The 14,227-nt window shown below is 59.5% G+C and carries 13 protein-coding genes; 5 read left to right on the top strand and 8 right to left on the bottom strand.

Going from position 1 to position 14,227, the window contains the following annotated elements:
• The first annotated feature begins 55 nt into the window (after positions 1-55).
• Positions 56-244, top strand: a complete 189-nt coding sequence (locus ACO6TG_RS26005) for a sugar transporter (RefSeq protein WP_422375857.1) — start codon at positions 56-58, stop codon at positions 242-244.
• A gap of 66 nt (positions 245-310) precedes the next feature.
• Entirely contained in the window at positions 311-652 is a 342-nt protein-coding gene (locus ACO6TG_RS26000; RefSeq protein ID WP_422375856.1) for an ArsR/SmtB family transcription factor, read from the top strand.
• Between the two features lie 24 nt (positions 653-676).
• On the opposite strand, the gene ACO6TG_RS25995 is transcribed toward ACO6TG_RS26000, so the two are convergent.
• Positions 677-1,192, bottom strand: coding sequence for a CreA family protein (locus ACO6TG_RS25995; RefSeq protein ID WP_422375855.1), 516 nt, complete (start codon positions 1,190-1,192; stop codon positions 677-679).
• Positions 1,193-1,318: 126 nt separating this feature from the next.
• Complete coding sequence (locus ACO6TG_RS25990) at positions 1,319-2,560, bottom strand: MBL fold metallo-hydrolase (protein ID WP_422375854.1); 1,242 nt, start codon at positions 2,558-2,560, stop codon at positions 1,319-1,321.
• A gap of 379 nt (positions 2,561-2,939) precedes the next feature.
• Between ACO6TG_RS25990 and ACO6TG_RS25985 the strand changes: the two genes are divergently transcribed.
• Positions 2,940-3,440: a MarR family winged helix-turn-helix transcriptional regulator gene (locus ACO6TG_RS25985; protein ID WP_422375853.1), complete on the top strand. Its 501-nt coding sequence runs from the start codon at positions 2,940-2,942 to the stop codon at positions 3,438-3,440.
• Between the two features lie 126 nt (positions 3,441-3,566).
• Complete coding sequence (locus ACO6TG_RS25980) at positions 3,567-4,916, top strand: DUF2865 domain-containing protein (protein WP_422375852.1); 1,350 nt, start codon at positions 3,567-3,569, stop codon at positions 4,914-4,916.
• Here the strand turns inward: ACO6TG_RS25980 and gltX are convergent.
• From gltX to ACO6TG_RS25950, 6 genes are all read right to left on the bottom strand, one after another.
• Positions 4,879-6,240 carry a glutamate--tRNA ligase gene (gene gltX / locus ACO6TG_RS25975; protein WP_422375851.1) on the bottom strand — a complete coding sequence of 454 codons (1,362 nt, stop codon included), beginning with the start codon at positions 6,238-6,240 and terminating at the stop codon, positions 4,879-4,881. The genes ACO6TG_RS25980 and gltX overlap by 38 nt on opposite strands.
• A 55-nt stretch (positions 6,241-6,295) precedes the next feature.
• Positions 6,296-7,510, bottom strand: coding sequence for an MFS transporter (locus tag ACO6TG_RS25970; protein ID WP_422375850.1), 1,215 nt, complete (start codon positions 7,508-7,510; stop codon positions 6,296-6,298).
• Positions 7,511-7,688: 178 nt separating this feature from the next.
• Positions 7,689-9,356 (bottom strand): NAD+ synthase, encoded by a 1,668-nt coding sequence (locus ACO6TG_RS25965; protein WP_422375849.1) that lies wholly within the window; start codon positions 9,354-9,356, stop codon positions 7,689-7,691.
• 94 nt (positions 9,357-9,450) lie between these two features.
• Complete coding sequence (locus ACO6TG_RS25960) at positions 9,451-9,996, bottom strand: response regulator (protein ID WP_422375848.1); 546 nt, start codon at positions 9,994-9,996, stop codon at positions 9,451-9,453.
• A gap of 164 nt (positions 9,997-10,160) precedes the next feature.
• Entirely contained in the window at positions 10,161-11,543 is a 1,383-nt protein-coding gene (locus ACO6TG_RS25955; protein WP_422375847.1) for a class II 3-deoxy-7-phosphoheptulonate synthase, read from the bottom strand.
• A 266-nt stretch (positions 11,544-11,809) separates the two neighbouring features.
• On the bottom strand, positions 11,810-13,267 hold the full coding sequence (locus ACO6TG_RS25950) for a M10 family metallopeptidase C-terminal domain-containing protein (protein WP_422375846.1): 1,458 nt from the start codon (positions 13,265-13,267) through the stop codon (positions 11,810-11,812).
• A 186-nt stretch (positions 13,268-13,453) separates the two neighbouring features.
• On the opposite strand from ACO6TG_RS25950, the gene ACO6TG_RS25945 reads away from it, so the two are divergent.
• The gene (locus ACO6TG_RS25945; protein WP_422375845.1) at positions 13,454-14,185 is read left to right on the top strand and encodes a VIT1/CCC1 transporter family protein; all 732 of its coding nucleotides are present in this window, start codon (positions 13,454-13,456) and stop codon (positions 14,183-14,185) included.
• Positions 14,186-14,227 lie beyond the last annotated feature (42 nt).

Here is a 14,227-nt window from a genome sequence, read left to right as displayed (position 1 = left end):
GGGCGCGCGCCTATTCTCCAGTCAATCGATAACGGATTGCCATCTGGAGAGCCCCATGTTGAACCGCATCTTTGTCCTGATCTTTCTCGCCCTGGTCTTCGGCGCCCCTTTCGCCGCCATCCTTGCCATCACTGACGGCACCAAGGCGTTTGGGCAGGAAGCCCAGCAGAAGGGCATGTGCCTGACCACCGGCACCGGTTGCGGCAATGGCAATATCATTGTCACGGTTGCCGGACGCATCTAAAAGACAGCAAGAGCAACACAAACGTGTTAGTTTGAAGTTCGGTCGGTTGTTTGGCAAGATTCGAAGATGGACTACACAGCACTTGAAGACAAAGCGGAATCCGCGGCGGAATTCTTGAAGATGATGGCATCCGCGCCGCGATTGCTGCTGATGTGCCTGGTGCTGGAGGAAGAGCGCTCCGTTGGCGAGCTCGCCGAGAAGACCGGCATGCGGATGCCGACCGTCTCGCAGCAGCTGGCCCTTCTGCGGGCTCAAGGGCTTGTATCAACTCGCCGCGAAGGCACCACGATCTACTATCGACTGGCGAGCGAACCGGTCAAAGACATCATGGCCATGCTCTACAAGCATTTCTGTTCCGGTGAAGACCTTCCCGTCGCCAAACATTTGGAAAGTCTGGACGCAGAATAACCGGCAGATCCCGGGCTCTGGCAATCACCCCTTGACGAAATCCCCGCATTTAGGTGGCATCTGGTCACCCCAGGGCATCAGAGGCACGGTCGAGGTTGAGTTTTTCGGGCTGCCTTCGATCAGCTTGTCCGAATAGACCAGATAAACGAGTACATTTCGCTTTGCATCACAGCCGCGCACGATCTGCATCTTCTTGAACATGAACGAGCGCCGCTGACGGAACATTTCCTCGCCTTGCTCGAAATTCTCCTTGATCGTCACCGGGCCGACCTGGCGGCAGGCCAGCGAAACGTCGGAGACCTCTTCGGCCACACCAAGCCAGCCAGAGACACCGCCCTTTTCAGGAACCGTGAAATGACAAGCCACACCGTCCACGATCGGATCGTCAATGGCATAGGTGGCCAGTTTGTGATCCGGGGTCAGAAATTTCCAGACGGTTGATTTCTTGAAGATGAGATCGGGTTCATCCGCGGCAAGGGCAGCCCCGGCACCTTGAAACATCAGGGCAAGGCCCAAAGTGGCGGCGATGAAAAAACGCATATAATCCTCCTGATCGGGAATGCCACTCATGTGGGGATCACGGCGGCGTGGTCAACCGTGAAGACAAAAAACAAACACGCGCCCAAGGGCGCGTGCAAGTTTGCCGGTCAACCGTCAAAAAAATCGTCAGCGTGCCTCTTCCAGGACCTTGTTGTCGGCGTCGGCCGGGTCCTCTTGCGCTTCACCGGTTTCTTCGGAGGTTTCGACCATGTCTTCCGTTGTCAGATCCAGAGACTCTTCTGCGTCTGTGCCGTCTTCGGCCGCATCCAATGCGAGGGACGCGGCAAAGTCGCTGTCGGAGACAAGGTCCGGGGCGGACTGGGCCGCGTTGTCAACAGCACCGGCGCTTTCGGCCGCGTCGGCTGCAGCGTCTTCGACTGGCTCCTCGACAGCAGGCTCGGTGACAGCTTCAGCTGCAGCCGGGACAGAGCCGTCGAGCGCGTCTTTCAGATCGGCGATGCGTTCACGCGTCCAGACCTGGGGCTGGTCGAGGCCGAGCGCTTCGTCATAGGCCCGCGCCACGTTCAAAGGCAGATGGAAATCAAAATCATCCCTGGATGCAAACTGCGATGACAGGGTATCCTTGACCGCGAAAAATGTGTCCTTGAGACCAAGGCTCTGTTCCACGCAGGCCGCAGCCGCATCCCGCAAGGTGGTCACGTAATCGCGCGTGGTCTCGATCGCAGTCGCAACGGCCTGGGGACCGTTTGCCACCCTGCCGCGTCCCGGCACCAGTGCGCTGGGACGGAAAGCAGTGATCCTGTCGAGCGCGCGCGGCCAATCGGCCAGGTGGGCGTCGCCGCAATAGGGGCTGGCAGATTTTTGGACCAGGTCGCCTGCATAAATCACGCCGCTCGCAGGCACCCAGACAACCAGATCCCCCATCGTATGGCCGCGGCCGAGATGCATCAGGCGAACATCCAGACCGCCGAGATCGATGGACATGGACGACGCAATCGTCATGGTCGGCATGACGCAGCCCGCATCCGCGGGCAGATCCGAGAAGAGGTCGGGATCCCGTTCGCGGGAGACAAGGAGATCTTCCGCACCTCGCATCTCGATCATGCGCCGGCTGAGATCGGACGCGATCACCTCACCTGCCTCAAAAGCGGGAGCGCCAATCGCGCTGTCAGCATGGAAATGTGTCAGAACCACCGATTTGACGGGCTTGTCGGTAAGTTCCCGGATCTTTTCGAGAACCTTGGCGGCCTGGGCCTCCGTTGCCTGACCGTCGACGACAAGAACGCCGCGCTCCCCGATCACCACGCCGGTGTTGGAGCATCCGTCCGCGCTATAGGCATAACAACCGCGTCCGAGCTCGACGAACTCTTCGTTCGCGCCCGGTGCCGTCTCGGCCCTTTTTGTCATCCCTACCATCGCGGTCTCGCTTTCCTGCCAGCTGCCTGACTGCCTGCATCATTCCGCACGGCCTTTGCCATGCCTTTTTCCGTTGACTGTAGCGTCTCAGCTTCCGTGCCTGATTCGCAATTTTCCACCTGTGAAATCCTTAACTATTCCTTTTTTATCAACAGATAGGTCCGGTAAAATGCCGTCTTTCGACTTCCCCAACCGAAGCTCTCCGCCGCTCTTGCTTGCCGACCTCACACTTTTTCGTAGCAGGCCGGGTTGTCATTGCCGCGATTTTCAAGTGGTTATACTTGCTAGTGTTAGAAAATGGCCGGAACGCGGCAAGGTTCTTCTGCACGTTCGAACAGGCTTAACGAAAATCAGAGGTGGTAGTCCGCTCATGTCCGCACACAAGGGTTCCAACACAGACCCGTCCCGCAGATCCTCTTCTGACCAGCCGGTTCTCCAGCTGCGCCATTTTCTGCCCTACCGGCTCAACCATCTGGCGGAGACGGTCAGCCGGTCCTTTTCAAAGATCTATGCCGACACATATGGCATCGGCATTCCCGAATGGCGGGTGCTTGCCACGCTTGGGGAACACAGGGAAATGACCGCTCGCGACGTCAGTCAGGCGACATCGATGCACAAGACCAAGGTCAGCCGCGCCGTCGCGGCTCTGGAAAAACAGGATCTGATCCAGAGGGTCAAAAACCCCGAGGACCAGCGTGAACAGACCCTGAAGCTCAGCAAGGAGGGCATCGCTGTTTATGAGGACATCGTGCCGCGAGCGCTGGCCTATTCCAGGCAGCTGGAAGATGCGCTGACAGATGACCAGAAAGCGCTGCTTGATGACCTGTTTGCCCGGCTGCATCAGGCAGCCCTCGACCATGACACCCCCTGATGCCGGACCGCACCCCCATTAACCTAACGTGAGAGCTTTGGTTGCTATTGATTGGTGCAGCAGTGATGATGTGCAACACGGTTAAAGCCGGTACGGCGTGGGGAAAGGCGCTGTAGGGGACAGGTTATGGGACGTCGCGGGACCTTCAGGTCGATCAATTTGGCGCGCGCGATTGCGGCCGGCGCAGTGTTTGTGCTGTGTGCTCAGGCGGCCGAAGCTGCGAGCTGCGCCAGCCTGAAGTCCGAATTGCGACGGCTGGAATCCGGCTCCTCGGCACAATCGCCCGCAGCCAAAAAATGGAGCACTGCCAAACGCCAGCAGCAAAAAGCCCTGAGTGCGGCCGAGCGCGACGCGGCTCACTTCGGCTGTTCCACGGTTTCCTCGGCCAAATGCAAGGGTCTCAACAAGAAGATCAAGAGCATGCGCCGGAATCTGAAAGCTATTGAACGGCAACTCGCAAAGTCCAGTGGCGGTTCAGGAAATGCCAAGCGCGTCCGCCAGGTGCGCGCTGCAATCAAAAAGCAGAACTGCAACGCGCCAGCCAGGACACAGTCGGCAAATAACCGCTCCCAGGCAGACGGCGACAAACCTCGGTCCCTGCTTGCAAGATTGTTCAACCCACAATCCCGCGCCGAGCCTGTGGCGGCAACATCCGGTGACCGCGAGATCTCGACTGTGCGCAAGCAGTCGAGAACAACGAGCAGCAGCAGCAAGCGCCGGCTGCCGTCCGGCGGCATGTTCCGGACCTTGTGCGTTCGGACCTGCGACGGATATTTTTTCCCGGTCAGCTACTCCACGGGCAAACGTCAGTTTGCCAATGACGAAGCGCGCTGTTCGGAAATCTGCCCCGCTGCCCAGACAGAACTTTATGTCTATCGCAATCCGGGTGGTGATCCCTCCCAGATGATGTCGCTTGCCGGAGAACTCTATTCCGAACAGCCCTTCGCCAACCGCTACAAGAGCGAATATGTCGAGGGATGCAGTTGCCGCCAGACCCGGTCAAGCCAGTCCCGCTCCGCCTGGACAGAGCTCGGCACAGGTTCGGGCAGCCGGGTGTTTTTCTCGGATATCAGCGCCGGCCTGCCGCGACGCAGCCTGCAGCCGAGCCGCGGCAGCACCTTCGAGGATGAAGGCCGGGCGGCTTCGCCGCTGGCGCGCACGCCCCTGCAACGCGCCCAACTGCCGCGTTATGAAGATCCCGATACGCTGTTCAATCTGGAAAAAGGCTTCGATGTGACCGCAGGCCTCAGCCTGGCGACCGAAAGACTGGGCAAGGCAGGTAAAGACGCCATCTCCGGCCTGGACCTTCGAGACGGATTACCTGTGCTGTCGACACGTTCCTCAAAGAGTGAAGACGACGCGGAAATCGCCGCCTTTGCACCCGTTTTCCAGAGCAATGACGACGGTTTCCGAGATGCATCAGACCGCAAGAATTCGGTCAGGGTAGTCGGTCCAGAATTTTTTGTTTCCCAATAAGCGGCAACATTGCCTTCATGTCCGGGCCATGGTCCATGCCGGTCAGGACACGCCTCAGCGGCATGAACAGCCCCCTGCCCTTGCGGCCAGTCTCTGCTTTCAGGGCAGACGTCCAGGCGCCCCAGCTTTCCTCGGTGATGTCCCCTTCCGGCAGGAAGGCGCGTGCCTGCGCGACAAAATCCCGGTCTTCATCCTCAATCCGGCTCTCAACCGGACCGGTGATGATCTGCCAGTAGGTCAGCGCGTCATCAACTGTCTCGCAATTGCCGCGGACGGCCATCCAGAAGGCCTCGCTCGGCTCAATGCCAAGAGCAGCCAATCTGTCTGACACCGCTTCAAGCGGAAGGTCATGCACCAGGCGGGCATTCAGCCCTTTCAGTTCGTCCGGATCAAACTTAGCCGCGGACCGGGAAACGCTCGTCAGGTCGAATTTTTCGACAAGAGCAGCCATTGTCGGCACCGGCTCGACAGCCTGGCTTGTACCCGTCAGGACCGCCAGAGACGCGACCGCCATGGGTTCCAGTCCGGCTTCGCGCAGCGAGCCGATCGACAGCGCGCCCTTGCGCTTCGACAGCCCCTCGCCGTCTCTCGTTGTCAGCAGGTTGTGATGACCGAAGACGGGCGGCTTTGCATCCATCGCCTCGAAGATCGCAATCTGAACACCTGTGTTGGAGATATGGTCTTCGCCGCGAATGATGTGAGTGATACCCATCTCGATGTCATCGACGATCGACGTGAAGGTGTAGAGGTAGGACCCGTCGGCCCGGATCAGCACCGGATCGGACATGGATGCCAGATCAACCGCCTGATCTCCGCGGCAGAGATCCGACCAGGCAACATCGGTGCGCCGGGTCTCAAACGGGTCACCATCGTGGTTCGGCAGAAGAAAGCGCCAATGCGGCTTGCGGCCTTCGGCCTCGAAGGCAGCCCGTTCTTCTTCGCTCTGCTTCAGGCCGGCGCGATCATAAACCGGCGGCCGGCCGAGTGCCCGCTGACGCGAGCGGCGGCGTTCCAGCTCTTCCGGTGTTTCGTAACAGGGATAGAGAAGGCCGGCGTCCTTCAACTTCCGGGCAGCGACATCATAGGTCGGCAACCGGTCGGACTGGCGTTCGGTCCGGTCCGGGTCGATCCCCAGCCAGCGCAGATCCTTTTCGATCGAGACGGCATATTCCTGTTTCGATCGCACGGTGTCCGTGTCATCGAACCGCAAGATGAATTGTCCGCCCATCTTTCTGGCAAAAAGCCAGTTGTAAAGCGCGGGACGGCTATTGCCGATGTGAATATGGCCGGTCGGCGACGGCGCGAAGCGAACAGTAACAGTCATGCCGGTTGAGTTAGCCCGTGAGACGCCGGTCATCAACCGAAAATCGGGACCCGCTTCAAGTTTGTTGTGCCGACCGGTAAAGACGCGTCATCCAGGTCAAAACACCGGAATAGATCAGGCAATATCCCCCCATGACCGCGATCTGGAGGTCAAAGGAAACACCAAGATCAATCAGCCAACCGACCAGCCCGGGCCCGGCCGCGGAGGCAAACACCATGACTGCAAAGGCAACGGAGCGGATCGCCCCCATGTGCCTGGTGCCATAGGCCTCGGGCCAGAACGCTCCGACCAGCGTGCCGTTGAAGCCGTTCGAGATGCCCACAAGAGCCATGAACACGAAGGCTGCATATTGGGCATGCACCGTCGTGAGCACCAGACAGGCGAGCGCCAGCGGGATCAGCGTGAAGGGCAAGAGCTGCCGGGCGGAAAACCGGTCGATCAGGGGGCCGATGACGAGACTGGCACAGACAACGCCGCTGGCCATGATGACGAAGGCGCTGGCGAAGACTTCCATCGACCAGCCTCGCAGTTCAACGAGATAGACCTGGTGAAAGAAGATCGACGTGCCCACAAAGGCCGGCGTGTTCACACCGAGATTGACCAGCCAGAAGCGGTAATCTGCCAGAGCCTCTTTCCGTGTCCATTGGCGGCCCTCCGCTTTGGTCGCGGCAACTTCCGTCGCAGTCGGCGTTCTTTCGCGCTTCAGCAACAGCATGAGGACGGGAAAGGCGATCAGAACGAGGCTGAGTGCGGAAACCGTCCAGGCTCCGCGCCAACCGTAACTTGCTGCCAGCACGACAAACAGGATCGGAAAAAGGGCCTCCGCCGTCGGAAAACCGATCATGGCAATGGAAACGGCCCGGCCACGTTGCGCAGAGAACCAGCGCCCTGCGGCAGTTATCGACGTATGGGTCATCATGCCCTGGCCGCAGAGGCGCAAGCCGTAGAAGGCTATGGCAATCATCCAGACCGCCGAGGTGCTCGCCATGAGCAGGCACGACAGGGCAAGTCCAGCCAGCACCACGGCGGCGATCCACCTGACGCGAAAATGGTCAAGGCTCTTGCCGACATAAGGAAGCGTGAATGCGCTTGCCAGCGTCGCCACCATGTAGAGCAGGCCCAGATCACCATGGCTGAGGCCGAATTCGGCACGCAGATCACCGGCGGACAAGGCAATGAAGAAGGTTTGCCCGAACCCGGAAAAGGCTGCAAGCAGGTAGCAAGCCGACAGCCAGCGCGCATTGTCGCGCAAGAAGGAGAAATAGGACATCAAGGCAATGCCTTCTCAAACGCAGGAACGAATTTGCCACACAAATTGACCCCAGCCTGAGGAGCTGCGCAGCACCGTCTCGTAGGATAGGCCGCTCGTTCCGGTGCGCGTTGCCCATCCTTCGAGACGGGCCAGAATGCTCTCCTCCGGATGAGGTTGAGAGAATTTGTAATCCCGCTCAGGACCGGTCCCGGAACCGGTTGGTGATCGGATACCGGCGGTCCTTACCGAAATTGCGCTCGGTGATCTTGACGCCGGGTGGCGCCTGCCGGCGCTTGTATTCTGCAATATAAAGAAGATGCTCGATGCGGTGAATCAGATCCCGGTCGTGGCCTCGTTGTTCGATGTCGCTCACCGACATCTCGTCTTCGACCAGACATTCCAGGATATCGTCCAGAACGTCATAGGGCGGCAGGGAATCCTGATCGGTCTGGTTTTCGCGCAACTCCGCCGTCGGCACCTTGGTGATGATGTTGGCCGGGATCACGTCGCCGCCCGGCCCGAGCAGCCCGGCCGGCTGGTTCTGGTTGCGCCAGGCAGACAGATGGTAGACCTGCGTCTTGTAAAGGTCCTTGATCGGATTGTAGCCGCCGTTCATATCGCCATAAAGCGTGGCATAGCCGACCGACATCTCCGATTTATTGCCGGTGGTCATGACCATCTTGCCAAACTTGTTGGAGACCGCCATCAGGATCACCCCGCGCGCACGGGACTGGAGGTTCTCCTCTGTCGTATCCGACCCGGTCACGGCAAAAAGGCCACTCAAGGCACTTGTGAACCCTTCCACAGGCTCGGCAATGGGCACAGTGTCATACCGAATGCCAAGGGCCCTGGCACAATCGGCGGCATCCTTGATGCTTTCTTCGGACGTGTAAAGATAGGGCAGCATGATGGCGTGCACCTTGTCGGCCCCGAGCGCATCGACGGCCATGGCCGCGCAGATGGCCGAGTCGATACCACCAGACAATCCCAGGACCACGCCGGGAAATCCGTTCTTGGTGACATAATCACCCAGTCCCATCACGCAGGCCCGCCAGTTGGCCTCATCCAGATCGGGCAGTTTGGCGACCTCGCCGTTTTCGCAGATCCAGGTGTCTCCGTCGCGGCGCCAATCGCTGATCCCGAGTGCGGTTTCGAACTGCGGCAACTGGAAGGCCAACGACCTGTCAGCATGGAGCGCAAAGGACCCACCGTCGAAGACCAACTCGTCCTGTCCACCGAGCTGGTTGCAATAGATCAGCGGCAACCCGGTCTGCACCACCCGGGAAACCACGACCTGCAGCCGTTCCTCTGCCCGGTTTTCCCAATAGGGCGAGCCGTTTGGCACCAGAAGAAGCTCGGCGCCCGTCTCCTCCAGGCATTCGCAGACTTCATCGTTCCAGATGTCTTCACAGATTGGCAAACCGATGCGCACGCCCCGGAAGTCGACTGGCCCCGGCAACGGTCCGGCCGCAAACACCCGCTTTTCATCAAAAACGCTGTAATTCGGCAGATCGTACTTGGTGCGAACAGCGCGAACTTCGCCCTGATCAAGCAGGAGTGCAGCGTTGTAGACCTTGCCGTCGTCGGCACGCCAGGGCGAGCCGACAATCAGGCCGGGACCGCCGTCTGCGGTTTCCTTCGCCAATGCTTCCGCAGCTTCCATGCAGCTGCGGACAAAGGCGGGTTTCAGAACCAGGTCTTCCGGCAGATATCCCGCCAGCACCAGTTCAGAGGTCAGCACCAGATCGGCCCCTAGCGCCGCGGCTTCGCTTCGTGCCTTGCGCACAAGCTCGGCATTGCCGGCGACATCGCCAACGGTTGGGTTGAGCTGCGCAACAGCCAGACGGAAACGGTCAGAAATCATCGGAAGAACACCAGGACGTGACATGACTGTCTGGTGTAGCGGCAAGCCTCAGAGCTTGCAATCGTCCAGTCGGGGTTGCCGCGCAGAAAGCCGTTCAAAGAAGGGCGAGCCCGGCCATATCCTGTTCGGGCTGAACATCGGCTTCCGGCGCGGCCATACCGGACAGGTCAGTCACTTCGAGCTTGCGCAAGGGCTTTTGGTGACCGGGACCGAGAATGCCTTTCGATCGTCCCTGCAGCTCCTGCCGCTCGAGAATCTCACCAATATGGCGATAGAGAATGGCCGGTGCGATCGGCTTGGCCACAAAACCATGAATGCCAATCTCGATGGCTTCCAGGATCGTCGCCCGCTTGGCATGGGCCGTCACGACGAGAACGGGCGTCGTGCTTGCAATAAGGTCCCGGTCTGCGCGCAGGATCCGCAAAAACTCGTTGCCGCCAAAGGGACTCATTACCCAGTCGCACAGAACGATGTCCGGTTTCCGGTCGACCACCAGTTCCAGTGCCTCTGCACCGTCGCTGGCCTCATACACCGAGCGAATGCCGAAACCGGACAGCACCGAGCGCAGGATCGTGCGCATATGCGGATTGTCTTCTGCAACCAGACAGGAAATCTTCGACAGATCCCACTTGTCCCGCACGCGTACTCTCCTCGTCCCTAGTTGTCCCGATGTCCAGGTATGCCGTGTCTGCGTTAAGCGAGGCTTACCTCAGGGTGTGCCGCATGCAGAAAAATGATCGATAGAAACAAAAAAGGGCGGCCTGAGCCGCCCCTTATCTTACGCTGCGTAAGAATTTTTACCGATTACGCACTCACAGCCAGCGGTTCTGCCCGGCGGCCATCGCGCTCCTTTTTCAGGTTCTCTGCGATAAGGAACGCCAGTTCCAGCGCCTGGTCGGCGTTGAGACGCGGGTCGCAATGAGTGTGGTAACGATCGCCGAGCTGCTCTGCGGTCAGCGCATGGGCACCGCCGGTGCACTCCGTCACGTTCCGACCGGTCATTTCGACATGAACACCGCCGGCATGAGTGCCTTCTGCGCGATGGACTGCGAAGAAGGCTTCCACCTCCTTCAGGATGCGGTCGAACGGACGCGTCTTGTAACCACCGGCCGTGATGGTGTTGCCATGCATCGGGTCACAGGACCAGACCACGGACTTGCCTTCACGCTCGACGGCGCGCACCAGTTGCGGCAGATGGTCAAAGACCTTGTCGGCACCGAAACGGGCAATCAGCGTCAGGCGGCCAGGCTCGTTGTCCGGGTTGAGGATATCGATCAGCTCCAGGAGACCTTCCGGCGTCAGCGACGGACCGCATTTCAGGCCGATCGGGTTCTCAATGCCGCGGAAGAATTCCACATGCGCATGGTCCGGCTGGCGGGTCCGGTCGCCGATCCAGATCATGTGGCCGGACGTCGCGTACCAGTCGCCGGATGTGCTGTCGACACGCGTCAGCGCTTCTTCATAGCCAAGCAGCAGGGCTTCGTGGCTGGTGAAGAAATCCGTGGAGCGCAGCTGCGGAACGCTGTCGGCATTGACGCCGCAAGCGCGCATGAAGCTCAGCGCCTCGGTGATCCGGTCGGCCAGTTCCTTGTAACGGTGACCCTGCGGGCTGTCGGTGATGAAACCGAGCATCCACTGATGCACCTGGTCGAGATTTGCAAAACCGCCTTGAGCAAACGCGCGCAGGAGGTTCAAGGTCGCGGCGGACTGACGATAGGCCATGGCCATACGACTCGGGTCCGGGATTCGGCTGTCCGAGTTGAAATTGATGTCGTTGATGATGTCACCACGGTAGCTCGGCAGCTCAACGTCATCCTTCTTCTCGATGTTGGAAGAGCGCGGCTTGGCGAACTGGCCGGCGATACGGCCTACCTTGACCACCGGCTGGCTGGCCGCATAGGTCAAGACAACAGACATCTGCAAGAAGACGCGGAAGAAATCACGAATGTGGTCCGGGTGATGCTCGGCAAAGCTCTCGGCACAGTCACCGCCCTGAAGCAGGAACCCTTTGCCGTTGGCGACCTCGGCCAGCTGGGATTTCAGCGCGCGCGCTTCACCTGCAAAAACCAGCGGCGGATACGTCGACAGGCGCTGTTCCACATCCGCCAGTGCCCCTTGATCCGGATATTCCGGAACCTGCAGGATCGGCTTCGATCTCCAGCTGTCCGGGCTCCACTTGTCCGCCATGTTCGTATCTCCTTGTGGGATCGGGCTTTCCCAATTTTTCAACTCTGCTAACGCCCGCGACTTTTTCCTGCGCATATTGCCCCGCTTTTGGAGCAAACGTGCGGCGTTATACACGGCCCTTCCGCCAAAAGCCACTTAAGAACCGCCGTGGCATCGAAGGAATTCTTGATCTTTTTTCACGTCCTCCGCCGACATTTTACAGGCATCTGCCGGTTTCGTCTCTGTTTGCAGCGCCGGGCCCCATACAGGACCCGGCGCCGGCAACATCAGGCGAACAAAAAGTCGCTTGCGCCAAGGTCGTCCAGGACCGGCCAGAATCCCGTATCGAGCTTGATCAGATCCGTGCCGTAACCGATCTCGACATCCTGCCACCATCCCTTGGCTGTAATCACCAACTGGTCGAACTCCGTGATGCCGGCAAGGCTCAGGTCGATCTTGTCGCGACCGACTTCAAAATCCTCGATCCGGTCGCATGCCCCGTCGGCAAGAAACACAAATATATCCGCGCCTTCGCCGCCAACCAGAACATCGCTGCCGGCACCGTCCATCAGACGGTCCGCGCCGTTCCCTCCTTCCAGCCGGTCGTTGCCGTCGCCGCCAAGCAAGCGGTCATCGCCGTCGCGGCCCTTCAGGTGGTCGTCCCCGGCAAATCCTTCAAGCGCATCGTCACCACCCCGTCCGGCCAGGAGGTCGTTTTTCGCCGACCCCAAGATGTAACCGTCCTCACCGTAGTGCCCCGTCGGATCCAGGGGCAGCCGGATATCCTCCACCCAGACCGAACCGCGTTTTGCATCTGACAGGGACGAGACGATCACAAGACTGTCCCGCGACATCTCCTCATAGAATGACGAGGCTGAGATCGTGTCGATGGCCGCCGCGTAACCCGATGAAAAATGCGCCGACCAGGCCAACGGATTGATGATGTTGCCACCTTCCCAGAAGGCCGGCGTGGCATACAGATCATTGAAGAGAACCAGATTGTTGGTCTCGTAGTCATAGTCCGTGTCGTTGCCCAGAAGGTGCAGCCAGTCTTCGGCAATCACCGAAGGCACCGGATCGTTCTCGAAGTCGATGCTCAGGATTTCCGCGCCGCTGTCCAGGACCGACGCTCCATCTTCCGGCGTGTAGTGAGACGCAAAGCCGATGAAATTGGCATCGGCAAAGAACCCGTCCGCAAAGCTGTCGCTTTGCTCTGCCATGTTGGTCACTGCACCGCCGCCCAGTGAGTGGCCGGTCACCAGCAGGTCTTCGGCCCCAAGTCCATTTGCCTCCAGAAACACTTTCAGCGCCTCAAAAAGATTGCCGAAAGCCCCAACGGCATAGTCGGGTTCGTCCTTGAAGAACTCCAGGTAGTCGATCACGTCCCCGATCGTGTCGGACACGATATTGTCGATGGTTCCGGACGTTCCCCGAAAGACAAGCCCCACCTCGGTGACCTTGCCATTGGCATCATACTTCGCAAGCACATCTGCCTGGGCGTCCTTGAAGCGGAAGCTCTCCCCCTGAAAGGTGCCATTCCTGTCAACCCTGGCGTCCGGAATGCCAAGGACTTCGGGTGACAGGACGGTCCATCCCTTTGATTCAATGATCTCACGGGCTCGTTCCTCGGCCTCCATTCCATCGCGCAGAATGTCCTCCAGGCCGTGATAGCTGTAGACCATGAGGTCACGCGCATCCTGCACGAGCCCCAATGCGTCCTCTCCCTTGTACGTAAAAAGCGGCAATTCATCCTCCATAAGTTGCAAATTTTTCCATTGCACCTAATTGATAGATTCAGAATTACGCTTACGTAAAGGGAAATTTATATAACACCCCGATCTCCAGCGATGGGTTTGTTCCAGATTTGAGGCGGATCATGGCGACCGTTGTCGAACGGCTGCATCCTGTGGCCATCAACAAGGATTGCCGCCATGCCAACTCCAGACCTGGAGCACAGCCACCGGCCGCGAGACATTGCCGACCGGCTCGCCGCCGGTCCCGATGCCAGCTATCTGCGTGACTGGGTCTATGGCGGCATTGACGGCGCCGTCACGACCTTTGCCATCGTTGCAGGCTCCGTCGGCGCCAGCCTGTCGACCAAGGTCATTCTCATTCTGGGCATTGCCAATCTGCTCGCAGACGGCTTTTCCATGGCCGCGGCCAATTACAGCGGCTCGAAATCGGAGAACGAAGACTACGCGCGCCTGCGCGCGATCGAGGAAAAGCACATTGCCCTGGAACCGGAAGGCGAACGGGAGGAAATCCGGCAGATCTTTCTGCAAAAGGGTTTTGAAGGCGACGACCTGGAGAGACTGGTCGCGCTGGTCACCTCAAACAAGACCACCTGGATCGAGACCATGATGCAGGCCGAGTACGGCCTGTCGGATACCGTTCGCAATCCGCTCAAGGCAGCGCTTTACACGTTCATCGCCTTCGCGCTGTTTGGCGCCATCCCGCTCCTGCCCTTCCTGCTGCCGATTGAGGCCAGCGCCGGCACAGCCACCGGCCTGACGATGCTGGCCTTTTTCCTGATCGGCTCGCTCCGCGCGCGCTGGTCACAACGTCACTGGTTCTCCTGTGGGCTGGAGACGACGGCCATCGGCACTGTCGCAGCCGGAATTGCCTATCTGGCAGGGCATGGGTTGCAGACCGTGTTTGGGTAACTGCCTGTCCCATGCGTCTTGCGCAATCAGCCGCAGAGCTCA

Source organism: Roseibium sp. (genome assembly GCF_965233565.1).
Lineage (GTDB): Bacteria > Pseudomonadota > Alphaproteobacteria > Rhizobiales > Stappiaceae > Roseibium.
Note: the sequence above shows the minus strand (reverse complement) of the source record. Positions and strands in the feature narration are given on the sequence as shown.

Excerpts from the sequence above, each read along its gene's own strand:
- ACO6TG_RS26000 (WP_422375856.1), top strand. The coding sequence starts at position 311 with ATGGACTACACAGCACTTGAAGACAAAGCGGAATCCGCGGCGGAATTC.
- ACO6TG_RS25945 (WP_422375845.1), top strand. The coding sequence starts at position 13,454 with ATGCCAACTCCAGACCTGGAGCACAGCCACCGGCCGCGAGACATTGCC.
- gltX (WP_422375851.1), bottom strand. The coding sequence starts at position 6,240 with ATGACTGTTACTGTTCGCTTCGCGCCGTCGCCGACCGGCCATATTCAC.
- ACO6TG_RS25965 (WP_422375849.1), bottom strand. The coding sequence starts at position 9,356 with ATGATTTCTGACCGTTTCCGTCTGGCTGTTGCGCAGCTCAACCCAACC.
- ACO6TG_RS25995 (WP_422375855.1), bottom strand. The coding sequence starts at position 1,192 with ATGCGTTTTTTCATCGCCGCCACTTTGGGCCTTGCCCTGATGTTTCAA.
- ACO6TG_RS26005 (WP_422375857.1), top strand. The coding sequence starts at position 56 with ATGTTGAACCGCATCTTTGTCCTGATCTTTCTCGCCCTGGTCTTCGGC.
- ACO6TG_RS25990 (WP_422375854.1), bottom strand. The coding sequence starts at position 2,560 with ATGACAAAAAGGGCCGAGACGGCACCGGGCGCGAACGAAGAGTTCGTC.
- ACO6TG_RS25970 (WP_422375850.1), bottom strand. The coding sequence starts at position 7,510 with ATGTCCTATTTCTCCTTCTTGCGCGACAATGCGCGCTGGCTGTCGGCT.
- ACO6TG_RS25985 (WP_422375853.1), top strand. The coding sequence starts at position 2,940 with ATGTCCGCACACAAGGGTTCCAACACAGACCCGTCCCGCAGATCCTCT.
- ACO6TG_RS25980 (WP_422375852.1), top strand. The coding sequence starts at position 3,567 with ATGGGACGTCGCGGGACCTTCAGGTCGATCAATTTGGCGCGCGCGATT.
- ACO6TG_RS25955 (WP_422375847.1), bottom strand. The coding sequence starts at position 11,543 with ATGGCGGACAAGTGGAGCCCGGACAGCTGGAGATCGAAGCCGATCCTG.